Raw genomic sequence first — 20,929 nt, 5'->3', positions numbered from 1 at the left:
GCCAGTCCAGCACAAATGACCACCGACCACAGGCTTCCGTACCCAGCCGCACGGCTCAGAGATTGTTCGAAATTCGCTCTGGCGAGTCATATGATGGTGGTTTCGAGAATCGGAGCGCAGCGGCCATTGGTCCGTGAGCACGGGAAGCGCAGAAACCACCTTCAGATGGCCGCCGGAGTAGAATTTCCAAACAATCTCTAGGCGAACTCCATGATCACCGCATCGACAGCCAGGCTGTCACCCGGCTTGGCGTTGAGCTTCGACACGACAAGATCGCGGTCGGCGCGCAGCACGTTTTCCATCTTCATCGCCTCGACCACGGCCAGCGTCTCGCCGGCCTTGACCTCCTGCCCCTCGGCAACCGCGATCGACACGACCAGGCCCGGCATCGGGCAAAGCAGCATCTTGGACGTGTCCGGCGCCACCTTCTCCGGCATCAGCCTTTCCAGCTCCGCCGTGCGCGGCAGCATGGCGCGCGCCGTCACCGACATGCCTTTCCAGGCAATGCGCAGGCCGTTCGGCGCCGGCCTGATCTGCGCAGTGACCTTGCGGGCACCGACAGTGCCGCGCCAGATGAGGTCGCCCGGCCGCCAGTCGGACGCCACGGTCAGCGCTTTGCCGCCATCGACCGACAGATCGATTTCCATCGGAATGGAGATCATGCCCTCGATGATCGAAGCCTGGAGATAGTCGTCGCCGAGCTTCACCACCCAATCGCGCTTGAGTGCGCCCGAATGCGGCGCCAGCCGCCCGTCCAGCCGGTCAAGCCGATCGCGGCGCAGAAGCTCGACCGCGGTGGCGATCGCCGCCAGCACTGCCTTTTCATCGCCATTGGGCACGATCGGCGCGAAGCCGTCAGGATATTCCTCGGCGATGAAGCCCGTCGATATCCGCCCCTCGCGCCAGCGCGGATGCTGCATCAGCGCCGCCAGGAACGGGATGTTGTGCTCGATGCCGTCGACGACGAAACTGTCCAGCGCTTCCGACATGGCGTCGATTGCCTCGATACGCGTCGGCGCCCAGGTGCAGAGCTTTGCCACCATCGGGTCATAGAACATCGAAATCTCGGACCCCTCGGTGACGCCGGTGTCGTTGCGGATGACGATGTCGCCGAACGTGCCCTCTTCCGGTGGCCGATAGCGCGTCAGCCGGCCGATCGACGGTAGGAAGTTGCGGTAGGGATCCTCGGCATAGAGCCGGCTTTCCACCGCCCAGCCGTTCAGCTTGACGTCACCCTGCTTGATGCCGAGCTTCTCGCCGGCGGCAATGCGGATCATCTGCTCGACCAGATCGATGCCGGTGACGAGCTCCGTCACCGGATGCTCGACCTGCAATCGTGTATTCATTTCAAGGAAATAGAAGTTCTTTTCAGCGTCGACGATGAACTCGACGGTGCCCGCGCTCTGATAGTCGACCGCCTTGGCCAACGCCACGGCCTGTTCGCCCATCGCCTTGCGCGTCTTGGCATCGAGGAACGGCGACGGCGCCTCCTCCGCGACCTTCTGGTTGCGGCGCTGGATCGAACATTCGCGCTCGCCGAGATAGAGCGCGGTGCCATGCGCGTCAGCCAGCACCTGGATTTCGATATGGCGCGGATCGACGACGAACTTTTCGATGAAGACGCGGTCGTCGCCGAACGAGCTTTTGGCCTCCGAACGCGCCCGGTCAAAGCCGTCGCGCACTTCCGACTGGCTCCAGGCGATGCGCATGCCCTTGCCGCCGCCGCCGGCCGACGCCTTGATCATCACGGGATAACCGATCTCGCCGGCGATCGTTTCGGCATGGTCGCCGTTTTCGATGACGCCGAGCCAGCCTGGCACGGTCGAAACCTTGGCCGCGTTGGCGAACTTCTTCGATTCGATCTTGTCGCCCATCGCCTTGATTGCCTTGGGTTTTGGACCGATGAAGATAATGCCTTCGGCCTCCAGCGCCTCGCAGAAGGCGGCGCGTTCGGAGAGAAAACCATAACCCGGATGCACGGCCTGCGCGCCCGTCTCTTTGCAGGCGGCGATAATCTTCTCGGGCAGGAGGTAGCTCTGCGCGGCAGGCGACGGCCCGATATGCACGGCTTCGTCGGCCATTTCGACATGCACGGCGTCGCGATCGGCATCGGAATAGACCGCTACGGTGGCAATCCCCATCTTGCGCGCAGTCTTGATGACGCGGCAAGCAATCTCGCCGCGATTGGCGATCAGGATTTTCGTGAACATCGAAGGCGTTTCCTCGGGTCTTTCGTCCTTCTTATGGGCTTCGGCAGCCGGGCTCAAGCACCGCGCCGCTGTGCAGCAATCTACGCCGAGCCGATGTTGCGGGACGAAAGCCGGGGCCGCCGAGCACTGGGCCAAGATTTGCGCCATATTTGGTCGCCAAACCGGGTTGAAACAGTATAAAAATCCTGAAAGCCTGAAGACCAATCGCATGGGAGGAATTGCCTGATGAAAACCCGCGCCGCTGTCGCTGTCGCCGCCGGAAAGCCGTTGGAAATCATGGAGGTCGACCTCGATGGACCGCGCGAAGGCGAGGTGCTGGTCGAGATCAAGGCGACCGGCATCTGCCATACCGACGAATTCACTTTGTCGGGCGCCGATCCCGAAGGCCTGTTCCCGGCGATCCTCGGCCATGAAGGCGCCGGCGTCGTCGTCGATGTCGGCAAGGGCGTCACCTCGGTCAAGAAGGGTGACCACGTCATTCCGCTCTACACGCCGGAATGCCGGCAGTGCCCGTCCTGCCTGTCGCGCAAGACCAACCTCTGCACCGCCATCCGCGCCACACAGGGCCAGGGCTTGATGCCGGACGGCTCGTCGCGCTTCTCGATCGGCAAGGACAAGATCTTCCACTATATGGGCTGCTCGACCTTCTCCAATTTCACCGTGCTGCCCGAGATCGCGGTGGCCAAGGTCAATCCCGACGCTCCCTTCGACAAGATCTGCTACATCGGCTGCGGCGTCACCACCGGCATCGGCGCGGTCATCAACACCGCCAAGGTCGAGCAAGGCGCGACATCAGTTGTCTTCGGCCTCGGCGGCATCGGTCTCAACGTCATCCAGGGCCTGAAGCTGGCCGGCGCCGACATGATCATCGGCGTTGATCTCAACAACGACAAGAAGGCATGGGGCGAGAGGTTCGGCATGACGCATTTCGTCAATCCGAAGGAGATCGACGGCGACATCGTCCCCCACCTCGTCAACATGACCAAGCGCGGTGCCGACCAGATCGGCGGCGCCGACTACGCGTTCGACTGCACCGGCAACACCAAGGTGATGCGCCATGCGCTGGAAGCCTCGCATCGCGGCTGGGGCAAGTCGGTCGTCATCGGCGTGGCCGGCGCCGGCCAGGAGATTTCGACCCGGCCGTTCCAGCTGGTCACCGGCCGCACCTGGATGGGCACCGCCTTTGGCGGCGCACGCGGCCGCACTGACGTGCCAAAAATCGTCGACTGGTACATGGACGGCAAGATCCAGATCGACCCGATGATCACCCATTTGCTGAAGCTGGAAGACATCAACAAGGGCTTCGACCTTATGCATGAGGGCAAGTCGATCAGGAGCGTCGTCGTTTATTGAGGAGAAGAAGCCGCCGACCGAAGGGCCAGCGACTGTAGTTGCATGGGTTCAACAAGGGAGGAAGATAATGCCTGAGAAACTGCATCCGAAAATCGACAATGGCCTGCCGAAGGAAAGCGCAAGCTTTGCCGGCGGCACGCTGGTCTGTGCCTGCACCAGCAAGCCGGTGAAGGTGAAGGTCAAGGGCCAGATCGCCCACAACCATGCCTGCGGCTGCACCAAATGCTGGAAGCCTGACGGCGCGGTGTTCTCGGTCGTGGCCGTAGCCGGCACCGGCGATGTCACAGTCACCGAAAACGGCGACAAGCTGAAAGTGGTCGACCCCTCGGCACTTATCCAGCGTCACGCCTGCACCGGCTGCGGTGTCCACATGCACGGCCCGGTCGAGCGCGACCATCCGTTCAAGGGTCTGTCCTTCATCCATCCCGAGCGCTTCCAGGAAGACGGCTGGTCACCGCCGGGCTTCACCGCTTTCGTTTCGTCGATCATCGAATCCGGTGTCGACCCCAAGCGCATGGACGGCATCCGCGGCCAGTTGAAGTCGATGGGCCTCGAACCCTATGACTGCCTCAACCCCGGCCTGATGGACTACATCGCCACCTGGACGGCGAAGAAGTCGGGCGCGCTGCCGGCCTGACGGTACGAGATTTCTGGCATGGGGCCGGGTAACATGCCGGCCCCATGTCCGTTTTGGAGAGATAATGCCGGCACCCGCCATCTACGTCGACGCCGACGCCTGCCCGGTGAAAGCCGAGGTCGAGAAGGTCGCCGAGCGCCATGGCGTGGTCGTCACCTACGTCTCCAATGGCGGGCTGCGTCCGTCGCGCGATCCGATGATTCGCAACGTCGTCGTCTCTAAAAGCGCCGACGCCGCCGACGACTGGATTGTAGACAATGCAAAACCCAACGACATCGTGATCACCGCCGACATCCCGCTTGCCGCTCGCACCGTGGCGCTCGGCGCGCATGTGCTTGGGCCAACCGGCCGGCCGTTCACGCCGGAGACCATCGGCATGGCGGTTGCAATGCGCGATTTGAAGCAGCATTTGCGCGAAACCGGCGAGAGCAAGGGCTACAATGCCAGCTTCGCGCCGCAGGACCGCTCGCGCTTCCTCGGCGAACTCGACCGCATCCTGCGACGCGCGTTGAAATCCGTCACACCGGAATAGAAACGGCACCCGGGCCATGGCGACAGATACCCCGATCACGAACCCACTGCACCGGCACAAGCAATTCCTGGTGTCGGCCTGCGTCGGTCTGCCGGCATTGGTTATCGCGTTGATCGCGGGCTTGCCGCTTGCCTATTCGATTTCGATTGCCGCCGACGCCTTCTTCGTCGTCTTCATCGCACTCGTCATCGCCAAGATGCCGCTGCTGTCCGGCCGCTATCTCAGCAAGAACGCGCGCGAGGTCGACCTGCCGGTGCTGAGCATTTTTGCCATCACGCTGGGCGTCGTCAGCATCGCCATTGTCCTGTTGTTCCTGCTGATCAATCACAAGAACCGCGACCCCATCGAGCTGGGTATCGCCATGCTGGCGATCCCGCTCGGCTGGTTCACCATCCATGCCATGGCCGCACTTCACTACGCGCATGTCTACTGGATGGACGGCGACGCGATCGATGCCGAGACCAAGAAGAAAATGCCCGTCGGCGGCCTCGATTTCCCCGGCAGCAAACGGCCCGACGGCTGGGACTTCCTCTATTTCGCGACGGTGATCGGCATGACCGCGCAGACCGCCGACACGGCGATCACGACCTCACACATGCGCCGTGTCGTGCTTGTCCATTCGATCCTGTCTTTCTTCTTCAACACCGTCATCGTCGCCGCCGTCGTCAATCTCGCCGTCAGCCTCGGCAATTGAGCATCCGTGCCCGCGATAAATCCGTGCCTGTAATAAAAAACGTGCCCGTAATAAAAACGTGATCGGATGAAACATCGCTTTCGACGGCGACGTATTGGGAGGAGAACGACAAGCGCGGCCATCCCAGGATCGCGCAGCCGGAGGCGAGGAAAAGATGGAAACCATTACCGTGAGTCAGCCCGGCGCAGGCGTCGATTCCGCCTCAACGAAGGATGCGACGCTGATCTACCGGCAATCGCGCTGGACCCGCCTGACGCACTGGCTGTGGGCGATCTCGCTGTTCTTCATGCTTTTGTCCGGCCTGCAGATCTTCAATGCCCGGCCGCAGCTCTACATCGGCAAGCAATCCGGTTTCGAGTACAACAACACCGTCTTTGCCATCGGCGCCGAAAACACCACGACGGGTCCGCGCGGCTATACCGAAATCTTCGGCCATCGCTTCGACACCACCGGCGTGCTCGGCTGGTCGGGCCCAGCCGGTCAGCAGACGTCGCGTGCCTTCCCCTCCTGGGCGACGATCCCGTCCTACTACGATCTCGGCACCGCCCGCGTCGTGCATTTCTTCTTCGCCTGGATACTGACCACCACCCTGGTCGTCTGGCTGGTCGCCAGCTTGGTCAACGGCCATCTGCGCCGCGATCTGGCGCCGCGCCTTGACGATCTCAAGCGGCTGCCGCAGGACATCATCGAGCACGCCAAGCTCAGGTTCCACCACACACGCGAATACAACACGCTGCAGAAAATAGCCTATGGCGGCGTGCTGTTCGTGCTGTTGCCACTCATGATCATCACCGGCCTTGCCATGTCACCGAGCATGAACTCGGTGCTGCCCTGGTTAAACGAAGTGCTCGGCGGAAGGCAGACGGCGCGCACCATCCATTTCACGGTGATGGTGCTGCTGGTCGGCTTTTTCATCGTCCATATAATGATGATCCTCGCCGCCGGCCCGATCAACGAACTGCGCTCGATCATCACCGGCTGGTACCGCACCGATCCGCCAAGGCATGGCGACACCGAGAGGAGTGCGTGAGATGGCCAAATTCCAGATCAGCCGCCGAAAGTTCCTGACGGGCGCCGGCCTCGGCGTTTCCGGCATCATGTTGTCGGGCTGCGATGCCTTCGACAGCCAGCTCGGCATGGGCGATGGCCTGCGCAGTTTCCTCGAAAACGCCAATGGCCTGACCTACCGCGCGCAACGCTGGCTTGCCGGCCGCGATGTTCTGGCGCCGGAATTCACCGAGGCCGACATCCGCCAGCCGCAGCGGCCGAACGGCGTCACCGCGCCCGAGGATGACACCTACAAGGGCCTGCTCGCCAACAATTTCGCCGACTGGCGGCTGGAGGTAACGGGCCTGGTCGAAAAGCCGCTGTCGCTCAGCCGCGAGCAGTTGGAGAACATGCCGAGCCGCACGCAGATCACCCGCCACGACTGTGTCGAAGGCTGGAGCTGCATCGCCAAATGGACCGGCACCCCGCTGTCGCTGGTGCTCGACCAGGCTGTGGTCAAGCCGCAGGCCCGCTATGTCATGTTCCACTGCCTCGACACGATCGATCGTAGCCTCTCCGGGGAAATCAAATATTATGGCACCATCGACCTGATCGATGCCCGCCACCCGCAGACGATCCTCGCCTACGGCCTCAACGGCAAGCCGCTGCCGGTCGAAAACGGCGCGCCGCTGCGCGTGCGCGTCGAACGACAGCTCGGCTACAAGATGCCGAAGTATCTCTACAAGATCGAGCTCGTCGACAGTTTTGGCAATACCGGCGGCGGCCGCGGCGGCTATTGGGAAGACAATGGCTATGACTGGTATGGCGGGATTTGATAGGCCTCGCATTCTGACCGAGCGCGATCTGACTCCGACCGAACCGAGCTTGCCTGAGGAAGCCGGTTTCGAGCGAGTGGCCGAACTTGGCGATTGGCCTGAAGACACTCCAATATCGTCCTCTGCAAAACGGTCGCAGAAAATTGTCGAGCAGCGGCTTGAGCGCCGGATGTATCTCCGGCGAGGCGAGTTTGATCAGCGTCAGCAGCGCGCGTTCATTGTCACGCAGCGGGCGGTCGGTGCCGATGCGATCGGCCAGCCATTTCGCCTCGCTGGCGTCGATCGTCTCGGCGCGGCGCGCGAGTGCCTCGGCGGCACGGTTCTTCGACTCCCATTCGGCCTCGATATCGCCGGGCGAACGATAGGCTTCAATGATGCCGGCCAGTCCGCCCGACACCATGCGGCTGAAGAAGCCACCAATTTCGGGCTCGGCCTGGTCCAAGAAACTGTCACGACGCAGCGCCACATCGCGCGTCGGCGCTTCGTAGCCGGCCGAACACATGACGAAATTGGCGAGCGCCTTGACGAACAGGTCGTTCCAGGACGGGTCGTTGTGGGCCGCTGCGGTCTGCTCGTTGATCTGGAACAGCACCTCGGCCTCAACCCGTGTGATGGCAATGTTACCGTCGCCGCCATAGGCATGGAGAATGCGGCGCAACAGATCGACCTCTGCCTTGGCGACCAGCCCGGGAACCAGCGCGCCGCCGAGCATCAGTGGTCCCTTGCCGTCGACCACCGCGTTGGCGACCTGCTCGAGCGCATAGGCGGAGAGCCGGCCGGGCGATGATTTCGCCCTTTCCAGCACATGCACCAGCAGCTCCAGTTCGGTCACACTGTCGACCATTTCGTTGCGCGAGATGGTCTGGATCAGCCAACCGGCATTGTCTTCAGAGATATAGCCTGCCGGCTTTTCCTGGTGGACGATGTAGTCGGTAACGGCCTCGACGAAGAATTCAGGCCATTGCGGGCATTTGTCCGTCGCTGTCGCATCGAGCGCGAACAGTGCTTCAGCCTCGCCGCGCGTCACCACGCCGTCGGCGATCACTTCGCGACGCAGCATGACGACATCTTCCGCCGTGATGCGGTCCTTCGAGGCCAGCCCCGCCACCGGCGCGCTCCCGATCCGTTCGCCCATCTGTCAATCCCCATCCGCCGTGCCCAACGCAATTGCCGGCCAAACCGTCAGCCCAGAATATCGCCATTGTCTTGAAAAACCGGCAAACGGCGTGGTTAGCGAAGACTGTAAAGACGACGCGCTTTACGTGTCGCTGGCAGGTGACAAGGTGTCGCCGACAAGCTATGGATGGCGCGTCGAGGGCTTAAGTTTTGAGTCCTACCTGTTTGCGGGAGAGAGCAGCGCGAGCTGCCGCCGAAGGGGAAATCGCCCGAAATCTCTCAGGCAAAAGAACCGTAGACGGGAAAGACACTCTGGAAAGTCGGGGCTTGCCCCCGCGCCGAAGGTGTAAGCGTCGCCGACAGAGTTCCGGTTGCGCGAGTCTCTCAGGCTTCAGACAGAGGGGCACGGACTGGTCGCCAGCAGCGGCCGATTGCGTGCGACTCTGGAGATGACATGACGGGCGACGACACCAAACACCTTCCTCTCGAAGATCTGCACACCGCCGCCGGCGCACGCTTTGGCGCCTTTGCGGGCTGGTCGATGCCGCTGACCTATCCGGCCGGCGTGATGAAGGAGCACCTTCACACCCGCGAACATGCCGGCCTGTTCGACATTTCGCATATGAAGCTGTTCGAGATCAGCGGACCGGGCGCTGCGGCACTGCTCAACCGCGCCAGTCCGCTCGATGCCGGCGCGCTTGAGATTTCACAGTCCAAATATACCTTCTTCCTCAACGAGGCCGCCGGGATCATCGACGATCTGATCGTCACCCGGCTCGGCGCCGAGCGCTTCATGGTGGTCGCCAACGCCGGGAATGCGGTCGAGGACGAGAAGCATTTGCGTGCGCTGGCGACCGATTTCGACGTGAAGGTCGATGCGCTCGATCGCGTCTTCCTGGCGATCCAGGGGCCCGAAGCCTGGGCTGCCTTGTCCCGCGCCGGCATCGAGACCGGCTCGCTCTTGTTCATGCATGGCATCGAGCCGAAGCAAAACTGGTTCATGAGCCGCTCCGGCTACACCGGCGAGGACGGCTTCGAGATCGGCCTGCCGGAGGCGGATGCGCGCGCTCTGGCCACGAAACTGATCGAGGACGAGCGTGTGTTGTGGATCGGCCTTGCTGCCCGCGACTCGCTGCGGTTGGAGGCCGGCCTGTGCCTGCACGGCCAGGACATCACGCCGGAGATCGATCCGGCGAGTGCCGGCCTGATGTGGGCGATCCGCAAAGATCTCCGCGCCGGCGGATCCTTCATCGGCGCCGATGCGCTGCGGTCCATCCTGGAGCGCGGGTCGTCGCAAAAGCGCGTCGGCCTGAAGCCGGACGGCCGCCAGCCGGTGCGCGCCGGCGCTGCTTTGTTCGATGCCGACGGCAATCCGGCCGGCCACGTGACATCAGGCGGCTTCGGCCCCTCGGCCGGCCATCCCGTCGCCATGGGCTATGTGTCAACGGCCTTGGCCAAGCCGGGCACGAAACTCTTCGCCGATGTTCGCGGGACGAAAATCTCGGTCGATATCAGTTCCTTGCCCTTCACTCCTCATCGCTACCGCAAAGGATAATTCCGATGGCAAAAACCTATTTCACACAAGATCACGAATGGCTGAGCGTCGAGGGAGGCATCGCCACCGTCGGGATAACCGACTATGCGCAGGAACAGCTTGGCGATCTCGTCTTCGTCGAACTGCCTCAAATCGGCACCAAACTCAGTAAGGGCGACACCGCCGTGGTCGTCGAATCCGTCAAGGCGGCATCCGATGTTTATGCGCCGGTTGATGGCGAGATCACCGACGCCAACGGCGCGCTGTCCTCGGACCCGTCGCTGGTCAACTCCGCTGCGACCGGCGACGGCTGGCTGTGGAAGATGAAGCTCGCCGACGAAGGCCAACTCGCAGGCCTCATGAATGAGGCCGCCTACAAAGCCCATATCGGTTGACATCAGGACCTATTGCCATGAGCGCAGCACTTACCCCCTTCTCGGCCCGCCACATCGGTCCTGATGTAAACGACGTCAGAGCCATGCTTGCCGTGATCGGCGTTCCCTCCGTCGAGACGCTGATCAGCCAGGCCGTGCCGCAGTCGATCCGCCTCGATCTGCCGCTAGCCCTTCCCGCGCCGGCGAGCGAAGCCGAAGCGCTGGCCGAATTGGCTGCGACCATGGCAAAAAACAGGGTGCTGAAGAGCTTCATCGGCGCCGGCTATCACGGCGTCCATGTGCCGCCGGTCATCCAGCGCAACCTGTTCGAGAACCCGGCCTGGTACACCGCCTATACGCCCTACCAGGCCGAGATCAGCCAGGGCCGCCTGGAAATGCTGTTCAACTTCCAGACCTTGGTCACCGAATTGACCGGCCTGCCGGTGGCTTCGGCCTCCCTGCTCGACGAAGCGACGGCGGTGGCCGAAGCGGTCGGCATCGCGCTGCGCCATCACCGCGACAAGCGCACCAAGGTGGCGCTGGCCGGCACGCCGCATCCGCAGACGCTGGACGTCGTGCGCACCCGCGCCGAGCCGCTCGGCATCGAGATCGATGGCGAGACCATCGACGACAACACCGCCGCCCTGCTGGTCTCCTGGCCGGACACGTTTGGCGTCTATGGCGACCACAAGGCGGCGATCGAGAAGGCTCGCGCCACCGGCGCCGTGGTCGTCTTCATCGCCGATCCGCTTGCGCTCACGCTGACCGAAGCGCCGGCCAGGCTTGGCGCCGACATCGCCGTCGGCCCGATGCAGCGCTTTGGCGTGCCGATGGGCTTTGGCGGCCCGCACGCCGCCTATTGCGCCGTCTCCGACAAGCTGACCCGGCTGATGCCCGGCCGCCTCGTCGGCCAGTCGATCGACAGCAAGGGCCGTCCCGGCTATCGCCTCGCCCTGCAGACGCGCGAACAGCATATCCGCCGCGACAAGGCGACCTCCAACATCTGCACCGCGCAGGCGCTGCTTGCCAACATGGCGACCGCATACGCGATCTGGCACGGGCCTACTGGTTTGCAGGCGATCGCAGCCCGAATTCATGAGCTCGCCAACGGCCTCGCAGCAGGCCTGAAAACCGCTGGTGTTTCCGTGCTCGGCTCAAGCCGTTTCGACACGGTGACGGCCGAAGTGAAGGGCAAGGCAGCTTCGATCGCCGCTGCCGCTGAAAAAGGTGGCCGGCTGCTGCGCGTCATCGATGCCGACCGCATCAGCATCGCCTTCGACGAAACCTCGACCGAGGCGGACGTCGAGGCTATCGCCGCCCTGTTCGGCGCCAAGTCCGGCGCTACTGAGGCCGGCGCGATGCCCGGCAAGCCGCGCGGCAAGGAGTTTCTGACCCAGCCGGTTTTCCGCGAAAACCACTCCGAGACCGACATGATGCGCCTGCTGCGCAGGCTAGCCGACAAGGATTTGGCGCTCGACCGCACCATGATCCCGTTGGGCTCCTGCACCATGAAGCTCAACGCGGCGGCCGAAATGATGCCGGTCAGCTGGCCTGTTGTCGCCAACCTCCATCCCTTCGCGCCGGCCAGCCATTCGGCCGGCTATCGCGCCATGGTCGGCGAGCTGGAAGGCTGGCTGGCGGAGATCACCGGCTTCGACGCCGTCAGCCTGCAGCCCAATGCCGGCAGCCAGGGCGAATATGCCGGCCTGCTCGCCATCCGCGCCTATCACCGTTCGCGTGGCGAAGGCCATCGCACCATCTGCCTGATCCCCCAGTCCGCGCATGGCACCAATCCCGCGAGTGCGGCGATGGCCGGCATGAGCGTCGTCGTCGTGCGTTGCCTGGAGGACGGCAATATCGACATGGACGATATGCGGGCCAAGGCCAACGAGCATTCGAAGAATCTCGCAGCCCTGATGTTCACCTATCCCTCGACGCACGGCGTCTACGAAGAAGGCGCGCGCCACCTGTGCGCTCTCATTCACGAGCATGGCGGCCAGGTCTATTTCGACGGCGCCAACCTTAACGCCCTGGTTGCTTTGGCGCGGCCCGCCGATATCGGCGCCGATGTCTGCCACATGAACCTGCACAAGACCTTCTGCATCCCGCATGGCGGCGGCGGTCCGGGCGTCGGTCCAATTGGCGTCAGGGCGCATCTGAAACCCTATCTGCCTGGTCATGTCACCGAAGGCTCGGCGCATGCCGTGTCGGCCGCACCGTTCGGCAGCGCTTCCATCCTGCCCATCACCTGGATGTACATCCGCATGATGGGCGCCGCCGGCCTGAAGCAGGCGACGGAGACGGCGATCATCTCGGCCAACTATGTGGCGACGCGGCTCGCGCCGCACTTCCCGCTTCTCTACAAGGGCAGGCACGATCGCATCGCGCATGAATGCATCCTCGACACGCGCGTCCTCAAGGAGAGCGCCGGCATCAGCGTCGATGATATCGCCAAGCGGCTGATCGACTACGGCTTTCACGCGCCGACCATGTCGTTCCCTGTCGCCGGCACGCTGATGGTCGAGCCCACAGAGTCCGAGCCCAAGCGCGAACTCGACCGGTTCTGCGAGGCGATGATTGCCATCGCCGGCGAGGCAGCGAAAGTGGCGAAGGGCGAATGGCCGCTCGAGGACAACCCGCTGGTCAATGCCCCGCACACGGCGGCCGAAACCCTTGCCGGCCAGTGGACTCACCCCTATTCGCGGCTGGAAGCGGCCTACCCCGCCGGCGATGTCGATACAGCGGCCAAATACTGGCCGCCGGTCTCGCGCATCGACAATGTCGCCGGCGACCGCAACCTCGTCTGCTCCTGCCCGCCGTTGTCGGAATATCTCGGCGCCGCCGAATAACACTCTGGCCTGTCAGGCTGAACGCAAGGCCGGCCCATCGGCCTTGCCGTTGAGGACAAGCACGCGATTTCGCCCGTCGTTCTTGGCCGCGTAGAGCGCCCGGTCGGCCTCGGCCAGCACTTCATCCAGGCTGCTGCCGTCTTCCTTGCCAAAGCCAATGCCGCCGCTGACGCTGCTGCGCAACGGCCCGCGCGGCGTCGGCACCACTTCCGTGCCGAAGGCGACGCCGATCCTGCTGGCGAGATCGTAGGCCTTGTCTTCGGTCATCCGAGACATGACCAACGCGAACTCCTCGCCGCCCAGCCGGAAGGCGTCGACGCCAACCCTGTCATACTTCTTGATGACTGCGGCGAAACGGCAAAGCACCCGGTCGCCGACGGGATGGCCATAGATGTCGTTGGTCCGCTTGAAGTGGTCGAGGTCGAACATGGCGACCGACATGAACGGGCCGAAGACGCGCTCGCCATAAAGCGAGTTCAAAGCCCGCCGGTTCATGAGACCGGTCAACGGGTCGGTCAAGGTCTCGGCCTTCAGTTCGATCTGTGCCTGCAGATGATGCAGCGAGAGCGTCAGCGCGCCGAGCGCCGTCATGCAGGCGACTGCCACGACCGAATTCAACCGCTCGGCCCAATTGTCGGGTGCGACGCCGAGCACCCACTGGCCCTTGACCAGAAGCACGGCGCCGCAGAGCCCGAAGGATACGCCGCAGACGCCGCTTAGCGCCGAAACGACCAGCAGAATGCCGCGATCCTGACTGCCCTTGATCCAGAACATCACCCCGATCGAGGCGAGCAGCACTGTTACCGTCGCATAGGTGAGGATGAAGCCGACACCATCGAAACCGAGATAGGTCACGCCGGCGCAGACAGCGATCGCGAGCATGGCCGGCAGGACAGCGCGGCTGTAATTGCGCACACCAAGATATTGCATGGCCGAAAGTGAAAGCGCCAGGAAACCGAGGCTGAGCAGCGCCAACGCTGCCTGACAAAGCAACGGACTGGGCTCCCTCGTGTAGCGCCAGAAGACGATGACGTGGGCGACAAGGACGAGAATGCCGCACGCAACCGTCAGCACGAAGCGTGCACGCGGCGCCGTGAACCAGATCACAAACATGGTGACGCTCAGGCATGTGCCCGACAGCGCAGCCGCCAGCAATAGCGAACTGAAATCCAGCATGGATGAGCGGCAACCTTTGGCATCTTCGATTTGTGGCGCATCATAGGCATGCAACCGGCCGGAGATACCGTTTTCGGCCGGTTTTCAAAGCAACCTGCCGACAGGGTTTACAAAGCGTCGACTGCCGTCCCGCGAAGCTCGGCACGCGAGTGTACCTAGTCTCAGCCCTTGTTGAGCAGCGCCAGATTGGCGTTGACCACGCTCGGGTCGGCCATGCCGGCCCTTGCTTCCATGAGCAGCGCTCTCGCCTTCTTCTTGTTGCCGCGCAGCAGCTGCGAATAGCCCATATTGTTGACAATCTGCGGCTTGCGCCCGGCAACCTTCAAAAGCTGGTCGTAGGCGCGGTCGGCGAAGTCGAAGCGGCCGAGTTCGTCATAGGAGGCGGCAAGCCCCATCCATCCCTCGGCACTGTCGGCCTTCAGTTCCACGGCCTTGCGGAAATGCTGTTCGGCAAGGCCGTAATTGGCCTCGCGGAACTGCGCCTTGCCTTGCGCAAGGTCGGAGGTGCTGACGTCTTTTGCCACCGGTTGGATCGATGTGGTCTTGGTTTTGTCGACGTTGTCGGTCGTGCAGCCGCCGACCATCAAGACCGCCGCTAGCGCGGCCATTGCCGTGAAACTTCTGTGACGCATGCCCCTGGCCCCAATCGCCCGATTTACCGGGTCGTTCTTCCGGAAGCAGACTACAATAGGGCGATTAAACTTCAGTGCGGAAACGCGCCTAAAATTTGGTTTCGGGCACAGAAGCCATTAACCAACCGAAGCCTATTCCGGCTCCAGCGCCTTGAGCCCCGCCGGAAACTGATAGCGCCTGCCGTCGTAGCGCAGCCGGTAGGTTCGTTTCATGAACCTGCCGGGATGGGACTGGCACTCGCCATTCTTGTCGACAGACGGATTGTCGGTGTCCAACCGCTCGAACACTGTGATGTCGTGATAGCCGTGATGTCTCGCCGGGCTCATCGCCAGGCTGACCCGGCTGGATTGAAAGGATCCTGCGCAATTGGTGTCGCCTTCGCCGCCAAAGCCGGCCACGATGATGCCGTCGAGCACCAGGCGCAGAGCACCGCCGTCAAGGGCATAGAGCCGCAGGTCGGTTTCACTGAAAGGATTCGGCTGCGAATGGTTTGCCATGTCGATGCGCAGGCCGAAGGCGCCGACATCGGGCGCCAATCTGTAGCGCCCGGTATCGAAGTCGATCTCGCGGATGCCGACGGCATCATCGGTCATCAGCCCGGGCTGGCGCAGGCGCTGGCGCACCTGCCGGGACTTCCTGTCGACGACCAGAAGCTCGACATCGCCGACATGCCCGTCATCGCTGGAATTGGGAGCTGTCGATCAGCGGCACGGCGACCAACAACAGATCGTCATGGGCGGGCCAGATCGTGCAGACCACGCCGAATGGCGCATCGCCATCCCAAAGCGTCTGGGCGATGCTGGTATGAGGTTCGAGCGTGAAGGAGGCGCCATCGGCACTCTTTTGGGCCTTGGGATATGCCTGCTGCACCAGAGCGGCAGCGTCGCCGCAATCGTCGGCCGCGGCCGAGGCCGGCGACAGACTGGCCGCGGCGAGGCCGAGGAAGGCGGTGCACAAGACTATTCGCATGGACGGCTCACTCATTTTGCTTTTTGCGGATTTTGCCGAAGGAGAGCGGCCAAACCGGCCGGATATGACATCCAGGCGAAGCGTAGTTGAAGTGAGTAACCGCAGAAAGCCGCCGGGCGGCCACTTGGTATCTACTGCCTTGGTATCTACTGAACCGCCGTCATTTTGACGATGATCGGGATGACGGCGATCATCAGCACCACCGGCAGGATGCACACCACCACCGGCACCGACATCTTGGCCGGCAAGGCATGTGCCTTCTCCTCGGCCAGCGACATGCGCTTGTGGCGCATTTCGTCGGAGAACACGCGCAGCGCCCCGGCGAGGCTGGTGCCGAGTTCCTTCGACTGCTGCAAGAGCGTGGCGAAGGAGCGCACCTCGTCCAGGCTGAGGCGGTCGGCGAGCGCCTTCAATGCATCGTCGAGGCTGCGGCCGGCCCTGAGTTCCAGCGACACCAGCTGCAGGTTCTGGCTCAGCGACGGATAGGTCTTGGCCAGTTCCTTCGAGACGCGCTCGATGCCGGCCTCCATGCTCATGCCGGCATCGGAGCAGACGATCATCAAATCCATGAAGTCGGGAAAGCCGTTGCGGTATTCGCGCATCTTTTCCCGCACCTTCTGGCTGAGCACCAGGCCGGGCACGAAATAGCCGGCGGCTCCCGACAGGATGATGAAGGTCCAGCGGCTGGTCGCGGTGGAATCGACGCTGCCCATCCAATGGTTGACCAGGAACGCGCCGATCGCTGCGCCCACCAGGCAGGCGAAGCGGATCAGGAAGAATGTGCCGACCGCGCGCGGCTCCATATAGCCCGCCTGGATCAGCTTCATACGCAGCCGGGCGACATTTTCCGGATCGCTCTTGGCGTAGAATTCCTGCGCCCGCTTCACCGCCTTCTCGCGCACGACGCTCTGGTTCTTCTTCGGCGCCACCTCGGCCTGTTGGGGAGTCTTGCTGTCGTCGATCTTGAGCCGGCGCTTGAGATCGTTGCGGTCGCCTTTGGCCACCACCAGCGGCCATGCCACCGCGCTGCCGCCCAATGCCAGCAGCATCGCGGCTACCGGCATCAGCGACGTCGGCGCCAGCGAGGCAAGAAACTGGATCACCTGCTCCATCTCAGAACCGGAAGTTCGACATCTTGAACATGATGATGTTGCCCAGCATCAGCCATGTCACCGAACCGCCCAGCAGATACCAGGTCTTCGGCACATCCCAGACGCTTTGATAAAATTGCGGCATCATCACCATGATGGCGGCGAACAGCAGCGCCGGCACCGCCGTCAGGATATAGGCCGACATACGACCCTCGGTCGAAATGGCGCGCACCTTGCGGCGCAGCTTGCCGCGTTCGCGGATCGTCGTCGACAGCCCGTCGAGGATCTCGCGCAGATTGCCGCCCGAACTCGTCTGGATGGAAACCGCGGTGACGAACAGCGGCAGATCCTCCTGGCCGACGCGATCAAACAGTGAATTCAACGCCGAAACCAGGTCGGAACCATAAGTCACCTCGTCGGAGATAACGCCGAATTCGGTGCCGATCGGATCGGGCATCTCGCGCGACACCATGGAGATCGCCACCGGAACCGGATGCCCGGCCTTCAAGCCGCGCGTGATCAATTCCAGCGCCTCCGGCAACTGCATGCCGAAACGCTTCACCCGCCGGGCACGCTTGGAACGCAGCACAATTACCGGCAGCAGCGCTGTCAGCACCACAAACAGCAAAATGGCGAGCAACAGCGGCAGGCCGTACCAGAGCGCGACGAGCATCATCGCCAGCGCCACGCCCGTCGTCATCGTCAGGAATTTCGGCAAGGGCATCACCATGCCAGACTGCGTGCGCAGCGCGCGAAAACGGTCGGGCGAGAAGAATGACGTGCCGGAATCGAGGCCGCGTTCCTTGCGCAGCTGGATCAGCACCTGTTCCTGGCTGATCTTGTTTTCCTGCAGCTTCATGCGCCGGTTGATAGCCAGGCGCTTGTCGCTGCGGCCGGCATAGAGCAGATAGCAGCCTTCGGCGATCATGATGCCGGTCAGCGCTGCCGCGGCATAGACGACATAGATCGGGCTGAAATTCTCGAACACCCGGCTACTCCTGCGGCCGGCCGGGTTCGAAATATTTGCCGGGGAATTCAATGCCCATATTGCGCAGGTCCTCGAGGAAACGCGGGCGAATGCCGGTCGCCTCGTAGTGACCGAGGATCTTGCCGTCGGCTTCCATGCCGGTGCGCACGAAGCGGAATATCTCCTGCATCTGGATGACGTCGCCTTCCATGCCGGTCACCTCGGCGACGCTGGTCACCTTGCGCTTGCCGTCCGACAGTCGCGTCAGCTGGACAATAAGGTCGAGCGCGCTGGCGATCTGGCTGCGGATCGACTGCACCGTCATCGGCATGCCGGTCATGCCCAGCATCTGCTCGAGGCGCGAAATGGCGTCGCGCGGCGTGTTGGCGTGGATGGTCGCCATCGAGCCTTCATGGCCGGTGTTCATCGCCTGCAGCATGTCGAAGGCCTCCTCGCCGCGGCACTCGCCGAGGATGACGCGGTCAGGGCGCATGCGCAGCGCGTTCTTGACCAGGTCGCGCTGCTTCAGCTCGCCATGACCTTCGATGTTGGCGGGGCGCGTTTCCATGCGCGCGACATGCGGCTGCTGCAGCTGCAGTTCGGCCGCGTCCTCGATGGTGATCAACCGTTCGTCTTCCGGAATAAAGGCTGACAATGCGTTGAGCATCGTCGTCTTGCCGGTGCCGGTACCGCCCGAGATGATGGTCGTTTTGCGGGCGTGGACTGCAGCCGCCAGCACCTCGGCCATGTTCTGGGTGATGGCGCCGAACTCGACCAGCTTGTGCAGGCCGAGCTTGTTCTTTGAAAACTTGCGGATCGACACCAGCGGCCCGTCGACGGCGACCGGGCGAATGGCGGCGTTGAAGCGCGAGCCGTCGAGCATGCGGGCATCGACCATCGGCTGCGATTCGTCGACCCGGCGGCCGACGGCGGCTACGATCTTGTTGACGATGCGCAACAGGTGCGCCTCGTCCTTGAACGGGATATGGACCTGCTGCAGCTTGCCCCGTTTTTCGACGAAGCAGTTCTGGTGGCCGTTGATCAGGATGTCGTTGATGTCGGGGTCCTTGAGCAGCGGTTCCAGCGGGCCGAGGCCGACCATCTCATCGACGATGTCATCGACCAGCGCTTCAAGTTCGACGGTGTTGATCGCCATACGCTCCTGGCGGGTCTTTTCCGACACGAACTCCTGCACCTGCCGGCGCATCTCATCCTTGGGCAGGCGCTCCAGCGCGACCAGGTTGATTTCCTCGAGCAGCAGCCGGTGGATGCGCACGCGGGCATCGAGCACCTTGTTGGCGCTTTTTCCCGGTGTTGTCTCCGGCTTCGGCGGCAAGGCCTTGCGGTTCGTCGGGATGACCACGGCGTGATGCGCGACCGGCGCCGCCTCGGCCGGCTTCAGCGCGCGGACGTCACGGTTCTGCAGGGTCGAGAAGCGGCTGGTCATCCGGCTTTCCTCTTCAGGAGGCCCCTGCCGATGCCGAACAGCGAGCGCGATTTCTCCGGCGTCACCACGGCTTCTTCCGGCAGGATGATCCTCTTCAGATCGTTGACGACATTGGCGTTCGGGTCGATCTCATGCAGCGGCACGCCGCGGTCGACCGCTTCACGCACAAGCCGGTAATTGTTGGAGATGCCGCCGACGAAATGCTCGCCCAGGATTTCCTGGACATCCGCCTGCTTGATGCCGTTGTCGAACATCTTCTGCTCGAAACGATTGACGATGACGTTCGGCTTCACTTCCTTGCCGGCCGTCTCGTAGACCGCCTGGATCAGCCGCTGCGTGTGGCGCAGGCATGGCACCGTCATTTCGGCGACGATGTAGAGCTTGTTGGAGCCGAGCAGCACCGTCTCCGTCCACGGAAACCAGGTGCGCGGCATGTCGATGACGACGTTATCGAAATAGGCCGAGACGAGATCGAGCATGCGCACCACGACATCGGTCTTGAACGAGCGCATTTCCGACGGATGCGTTGGCGCCGCCAGCACGCAGAGCCCGCTCGCATGCTTGGACAGCATCACATCCAGCAGCTGACGGTCGAGGCGCTCGGGCTGGTTCTCGATTTCGGTGATGTCGAAGCGCGGCTCGAGGTCGAGATATTCGGCGCAGGCGCCTTGCTGGAAATTGAGGTCGACCACGCAGGTCGACGCGCCGCGCGTCACCGAATGATGCAGCTGGAAGGCGGTCTGCAGCGCCAGCGTCGTGGTGCCGACGCCGCCGGCGGCCGGCATGAAGGTATAGATCTGCGACTCGGTGTTTTCCTCGCGCCCCGGCCCTTGCAGCGCGCGCACGACCGACCGCACCAGATCGGCGGTGGTGATCGGCTTGACCAGGAAATCGGCGACCTGGAGCTGCACCAGGATACGCACTGCGGCTGCGTTGAATTCCTGGGTGACGACGACCACCGGAACGCGGCCTTCAAGCCGGCGCATGATGCGCTGCAGCGACTCGATCTCTTCCAGCTTTGCCGCATCCATGTCGACGATGAGCGCGCCGAAATCGGCTTCCTGGACCTCGCCGCGCAGTTCGGTAATGTTCTTCTCGACGGTCGAAAGCTGGATCACCTCCGAGGCCGCGAACGCGGTGCGCGTATCCTGCGCAAAGGTCCGGTCGCTGGACACCAGCAGGATCTTCTTGGTCTTGATGCCGCTTGCCATTTTGTCAGCCTGTCAGGTCATTCCCGGTCAAATCACCGGGCAAATCAATCGGTTGTCGCTGTCGGTTGCACGGCCTTGGCAGCAGCAGCCTGGTCGGCGGCGTTGACTGCCGCCTCACTGCGCTGCGCCGGCACCAGCAGCCTGGTGTTCTGGACGCCGTATTTCCAGGGATCGACCATCTGCATGGCCGTATTGGCGGCCTGTGCGTTGCCGGCGGCAATCGTCGGTCCCTCGGAGCGGACATAGTCGTCGCTGGTGCAGCCGCCGGCGAGGCCGGCGATCAGCAGGGCGATGCATGATTCCACGCGCATGG

General features: G+C 63.1%; 20 protein-coding genes, 1 pseudogene and 1 riboswitch. Of the genes and pseudogenes, 10 read left to right on the top strand and 11 right to left on the bottom strand.

Translation table 11 applies throughout. From position 1 onward, the window contains the following. Nucleotides 1-197: 197 nt before the first annotated feature. The gene (locus NKH35_RS04865; protein ID WP_352913575.1) at nt 198-2,210 is read right to left on the bottom strand and encodes an acetyl-CoA carboxylase biotin carboxylase subunit; all 2,013 of its coding nucleotides are present in this window, start codon (nt 2,208-2,210) and stop codon (nt 198-200) included. Here NKH35_RS04865 and NKH35_RS04860 point away from each other — a divergent pair. The 7 genes from NKH35_RS04860 (at nt 2,203) to NKH35_RS04830 (ending at nt 7,249) form a co-directional block, all read left to right on the top strand. Beyond that, a complete protein-coding gene (locus NKH35_RS04860; protein ID WP_352913573.1) occupies nt 2,203-2,436 on the top strand; it encodes a hypothetical protein in 234 nt (77 codons plus the stop codon). The two genes, NKH35_RS04865 and NKH35_RS04860, sit on opposite strands and share 8 nt — an antisense overlap. Further along, complete coding sequence (locus NKH35_RS04855) at nt 2,436-3,563, top strand: S-(hydroxymethyl)glutathione dehydrogenase/class III alcohol dehydrogenase (protein ID WP_352913571.1); 1,128 nt, start codon at nt 2,436-2,438, stop codon at nt 3,561-3,563. Before NKH35_RS04860 ends, NKH35_RS04855 begins: the two co-directional genes overlap by 1 nt. A gap of 67 nt (nt 3,564-3,630) precedes the next feature. Then, nucleotides 3,631-4,200 (top strand): S-(hydroxymethyl)glutathione synthase, encoded by a 570-nt coding sequence (gfa, locus tag NKH35_RS04850; protein WP_023729860.1) that lies wholly within the window; start codon nt 3,631-3,633, stop codon nt 4,198-4,200. 64 nt (nt 4,201-4,264) lie between these two features. Next, on the top strand, nt 4,265-4,732 hold the full coding sequence (locus NKH35_RS04845) for a YaiI/YqxD family protein (RefSeq protein WP_352913568.1): 468 nt from the start codon (nt 4,265-4,267) through the stop codon (nt 4,730-4,732). Nucleotides 4,733-4,748: 16 nt separating this feature from the next. Next, nucleotides 4,749-5,426 (top strand): DUF1345 domain-containing protein, encoded by a 678-nt coding sequence (locus NKH35_RS04840; protein WP_352913566.1) that lies wholly within the window; start codon nt 4,749-4,751, stop codon nt 5,424-5,426. A gap of 154 nt (nt 5,427-5,580) precedes the next feature. Next, nucleotides 5,581-6,456 (top strand): cytochrome b/b6 domain-containing protein, encoded by an 876-nt coding sequence (locus NKH35_RS04835; protein ID WP_352913563.1) that lies wholly within the window; start codon nt 5,581-5,583, stop codon nt 6,454-6,456. Nucleotide 6,457: 1 nt separating this feature from the next. Continuing rightward, nucleotides 6,458-7,249, top strand: coding sequence for a molybdopterin-binding protein (locus NKH35_RS04830; RefSeq protein WP_352913560.1), 792 nt, complete (start codon nt 6,458-6,460; stop codon nt 7,247-7,249). Between the two features lie 145 nt (nt 7,250-7,394). On the opposite strand, the pseudogene NKH35_RS04825 reads toward NKH35_RS04830, so the two are convergent. After that, a pseudogene (locus NKH35_RS04825) lies at nt 7,395-8,384 on the bottom strand (hypothetical protein); the annotation flags it as partial. A 199-nt stretch (nt 8,385-8,583) separates the two neighbouring features. After that, a riboswitch (glycine riboswitch) is annotated at nt 8,584-8,670 on the top strand. 149 nt (nt 8,671-8,819) lie between these two features. Here NKH35_RS04825 and gcvT point away from each other — a divergent pair. From gcvT to gcvP, 3 genes are read left to right on the top strand one after another with little or no spacing between them, the layout of a single operon-like run. Beyond that, complete coding sequence (gcvT, locus tag NKH35_RS04820; protein ID WP_352913558.1) at nt 8,820-9,920, top strand: glycine cleavage system aminomethyltransferase GcvT; 1,101 nt, start codon at nt 8,820-8,822, stop codon at nt 9,918-9,920. A 5-nt stretch (nt 9,921-9,925) separates the two neighbouring features. Then, a complete protein-coding gene (gcvH, locus tag NKH35_RS04815) occupies nt 9,926-10,294 on the top strand; it encodes a glycine cleavage system protein GcvH (protein WP_023681591.1) in 369 nt (122 codons plus the stop codon). A gap of 17 nt (nt 10,295-10,311) precedes the next feature. Next, nucleotides 10,312-13,122 carry an aminomethyl-transferring glycine dehydrogenase gene (gene gcvP, locus NKH35_RS04810; RefSeq protein WP_352913555.1) on the top strand — a complete coding sequence of 937 codons (2,811 nt, stop codon included), beginning with the start codon at nt 10,312-10,314 and terminating at the stop codon, nt 13,120-13,122. Nucleotides 13,123-13,134: 12 nt separating this feature from the next. On the opposite strand, the gene NKH35_RS04805 is transcribed toward gcvP, so the two are convergent. The 9 genes from NKH35_RS04805 to NKH35_RS04765 all read right to left on the bottom strand — a co-directional run bounded on the left by NKH35_RS04805 (nt 13,135) and on the right by NKH35_RS04765 (nt 20,927). Continuing rightward, nucleotides 13,135-14,298, bottom strand: coding sequence for a GGDEF domain-containing protein (locus NKH35_RS04805; protein WP_023688295.1), 1,164 nt, complete (start codon nt 14,296-14,298; stop codon nt 13,135-13,137). Nucleotides 14,299-14,459: 161 nt separating this feature from the next. Then, nucleotides 14,460-14,930 carry a hypothetical protein gene (locus NKH35_RS04800; protein WP_023688294.1) on the bottom strand — a complete coding sequence of 157 codons (471 nt, stop codon included), beginning with the start codon at nt 14,928-14,930 and terminating at the stop codon, nt 14,460-14,462. Between the two features lie 132 nt (nt 14,931-15,062). Continuing rightward, the gene (locus NKH35_RS04795; protein ID WP_502906974.1) at nt 15,063-15,581 is read right to left on the bottom strand and encodes a PA3715 family protein; all 519 of its coding nucleotides are present in this window, start codon (nt 15,579-15,581) and stop codon (nt 15,063-15,065) included. A 25-nt stretch (nt 15,582-15,606) separates the two neighbouring features. Next, complete coding sequence (locus tag NKH35_RS04790; protein WP_245262619.1) at nt 15,607-15,900, bottom strand: hypothetical protein; 294 nt, start codon at nt 15,898-15,900, stop codon at nt 15,607-15,609. Between the two features lie 146 nt (nt 15,901-16,046). Then, nucleotides 16,047-17,012: a type II secretion system F family protein gene (locus NKH35_RS04785; protein ID WP_023688293.1), complete on the bottom strand. Its 966-nt coding sequence runs from the start codon at nt 17,010-17,012 to the stop codon at nt 16,047-16,049. Nucleotide 17,013: 1 nt separating this feature from the next. After that, on the bottom strand, nt 17,014-17,979 hold the full coding sequence (locus tag NKH35_RS04780; RefSeq protein WP_352913550.1) for a type II secretion system F family protein: 966 nt from the start codon (nt 17,977-17,979) through the stop codon (nt 17,014-17,016). A 4-nt stretch (nt 17,980-17,983) separates the two neighbouring features. Further along, a complete protein-coding gene (locus NKH35_RS04775; RefSeq protein WP_023667600.1) occupies nt 17,984-19,405 on the bottom strand; it encodes a TadA family conjugal transfer-associated ATPase in 1,422 nt (473 codons plus the stop codon). Further along, complete coding sequence (locus NKH35_RS04770; protein ID WP_023667601.1) at nt 19,402-20,616, bottom strand: CpaE/TadZ family protein; 1,215 nt, start codon at nt 20,614-20,616, stop codon at nt 19,402-19,404. The genes NKH35_RS04775 and NKH35_RS04770 overlap by 4 nt, the downstream gene beginning before the upstream one ends. Nucleotides 20,617-20,660: 44 nt before the next feature. Further along, on the bottom strand, nt 20,661-20,927 hold the full coding sequence (locus NKH35_RS04765) for a hypothetical protein (RefSeq protein WP_023667602.1): 267 nt from the start codon (nt 20,925-20,927) through the stop codon (nt 20,661-20,663). Nucleotides 20,928-20,929: the final 2 nt, after the last annotated feature.

It is taken from the genome of Mesorhizobium sp. M1143 (assembly GCF_040318435.1).
In the GTDB taxonomy this organism is placed as follows: Bacteria; Pseudomonadota; Alphaproteobacteria; order Rhizobiales; family Rhizobiaceae; genus Mesorhizobium.
Note: the sequence above shows the minus strand (reverse complement) of the source record. Positions and strands in the feature narration are given on the sequence as shown.

What these genes read in the sequence shown, in the direction of transcription:
- NKH35_RS04865 (WP_352913575.1), bottom strand. Translation starts at nt 2,210, where the DNA reads ATGTTCACGAAAATCCTGATCGCCAATCGCGGCGAGATTGCTTGCCGC.
- NKH35_RS04855 (WP_352913571.1), top strand. Translation starts at nt 2,436, where the DNA reads ATGAAAACCCGCGCCGCTGTCGCTGTCGCCGCCGGAAAGCCGTTGGAA.
- gfa (WP_023729860.1), top strand. Translation starts at nt 3,631, where the DNA reads ATGCCTGAGAAACTGCATCCGAAAATCGACAATGGCCTGCCGAAGGAA.
- NKH35_RS04845 (WP_352913568.1), top strand. Translation starts at nt 4,265, where the DNA reads ATGCCGGCACCCGCCATCTACGTCGACGCCGACGCCTGCCCGGTGAAA.
- NKH35_RS04840 (WP_352913566.1), top strand. Translation starts at nt 4,749, where the DNA reads ATGGCGACAGATACCCCGATCACGAACCCACTGCACCGGCACAAGCAA.
- NKH35_RS04835 (WP_352913563.1), top strand. Translation starts at nt 5,581, where the DNA reads ATGGAAACCATTACCGTGAGTCAGCCCGGCGCAGGCGTCGATTCCGCC.
- NKH35_RS04830 (WP_352913560.1), top strand. Translation starts at nt 6,458, where the DNA reads ATGGCCAAATTCCAGATCAGCCGCCGAAAGTTCCTGACGGGCGCCGGC.
- gcvT (WP_352913558.1), top strand. Translation starts at nt 8,820, where the DNA reads ATGACGGGCGACGACACCAAACACCTTCCTCTCGAAGATCTGCACACC.
- gcvH (WP_023681591.1), top strand. Translation starts at nt 9,926, where the DNA reads ATGGCAAAAACCTATTTCACACAAGATCACGAATGGCTGAGCGTCGAG.
- gcvP (WP_352913555.1), top strand. Translation starts at nt 10,312, where the DNA reads ATGAGCGCAGCACTTACCCCCTTCTCGGCCCGCCACATCGGTCCTGAT.
- NKH35_RS04805 (WP_023688295.1), bottom strand. Translation starts at nt 14,298, where the DNA reads ATGCTGGATTTCAGTTCGCTATTGCTGGCGGCTGCGCTGTCGGGCACA.
- NKH35_RS04800 (WP_023688294.1), bottom strand. Translation starts at nt 14,930, where the DNA reads ATGCGTCACAGAAGTTTCACGGCAATGGCCGCGCTAGCGGCGGTCTTG.
- NKH35_RS04790 (WP_245262619.1), bottom strand. Translation starts at nt 15,900, where the DNA reads ATGCGAATAGTCTTGTGCACCGCCTTCCTCGGCCTCGCCGCGGCCAGT.
- NKH35_RS04785 (WP_023688293.1), bottom strand. Translation starts at nt 17,012, where the DNA reads ATGGAGCAGGTGATCCAGTTTCTTGCCTCGCTGGCGCCGACGTCGCTG.
- NKH35_RS04775 (WP_023667600.1), bottom strand. Translation starts at nt 19,405, where the DNA reads ATGACCAGCCGCTTCTCGACCCTGCAGAACCGTGACGTCCGCGCGCTG.
- NKH35_RS04770 (WP_023667601.1), bottom strand. Translation starts at nt 20,616, where the DNA reads ATGGCAAGCGGCATCAAGACCAAGAAGATCCTGCTGGTGTCCAGCGAC.
- NKH35_RS04765 (WP_023667602.1), bottom strand. Translation starts at nt 20,927, where the DNA reads ATGCGCGTGGAATCATGCATCGCCCTGCTGATCGCCGGCCTCGCCGGC.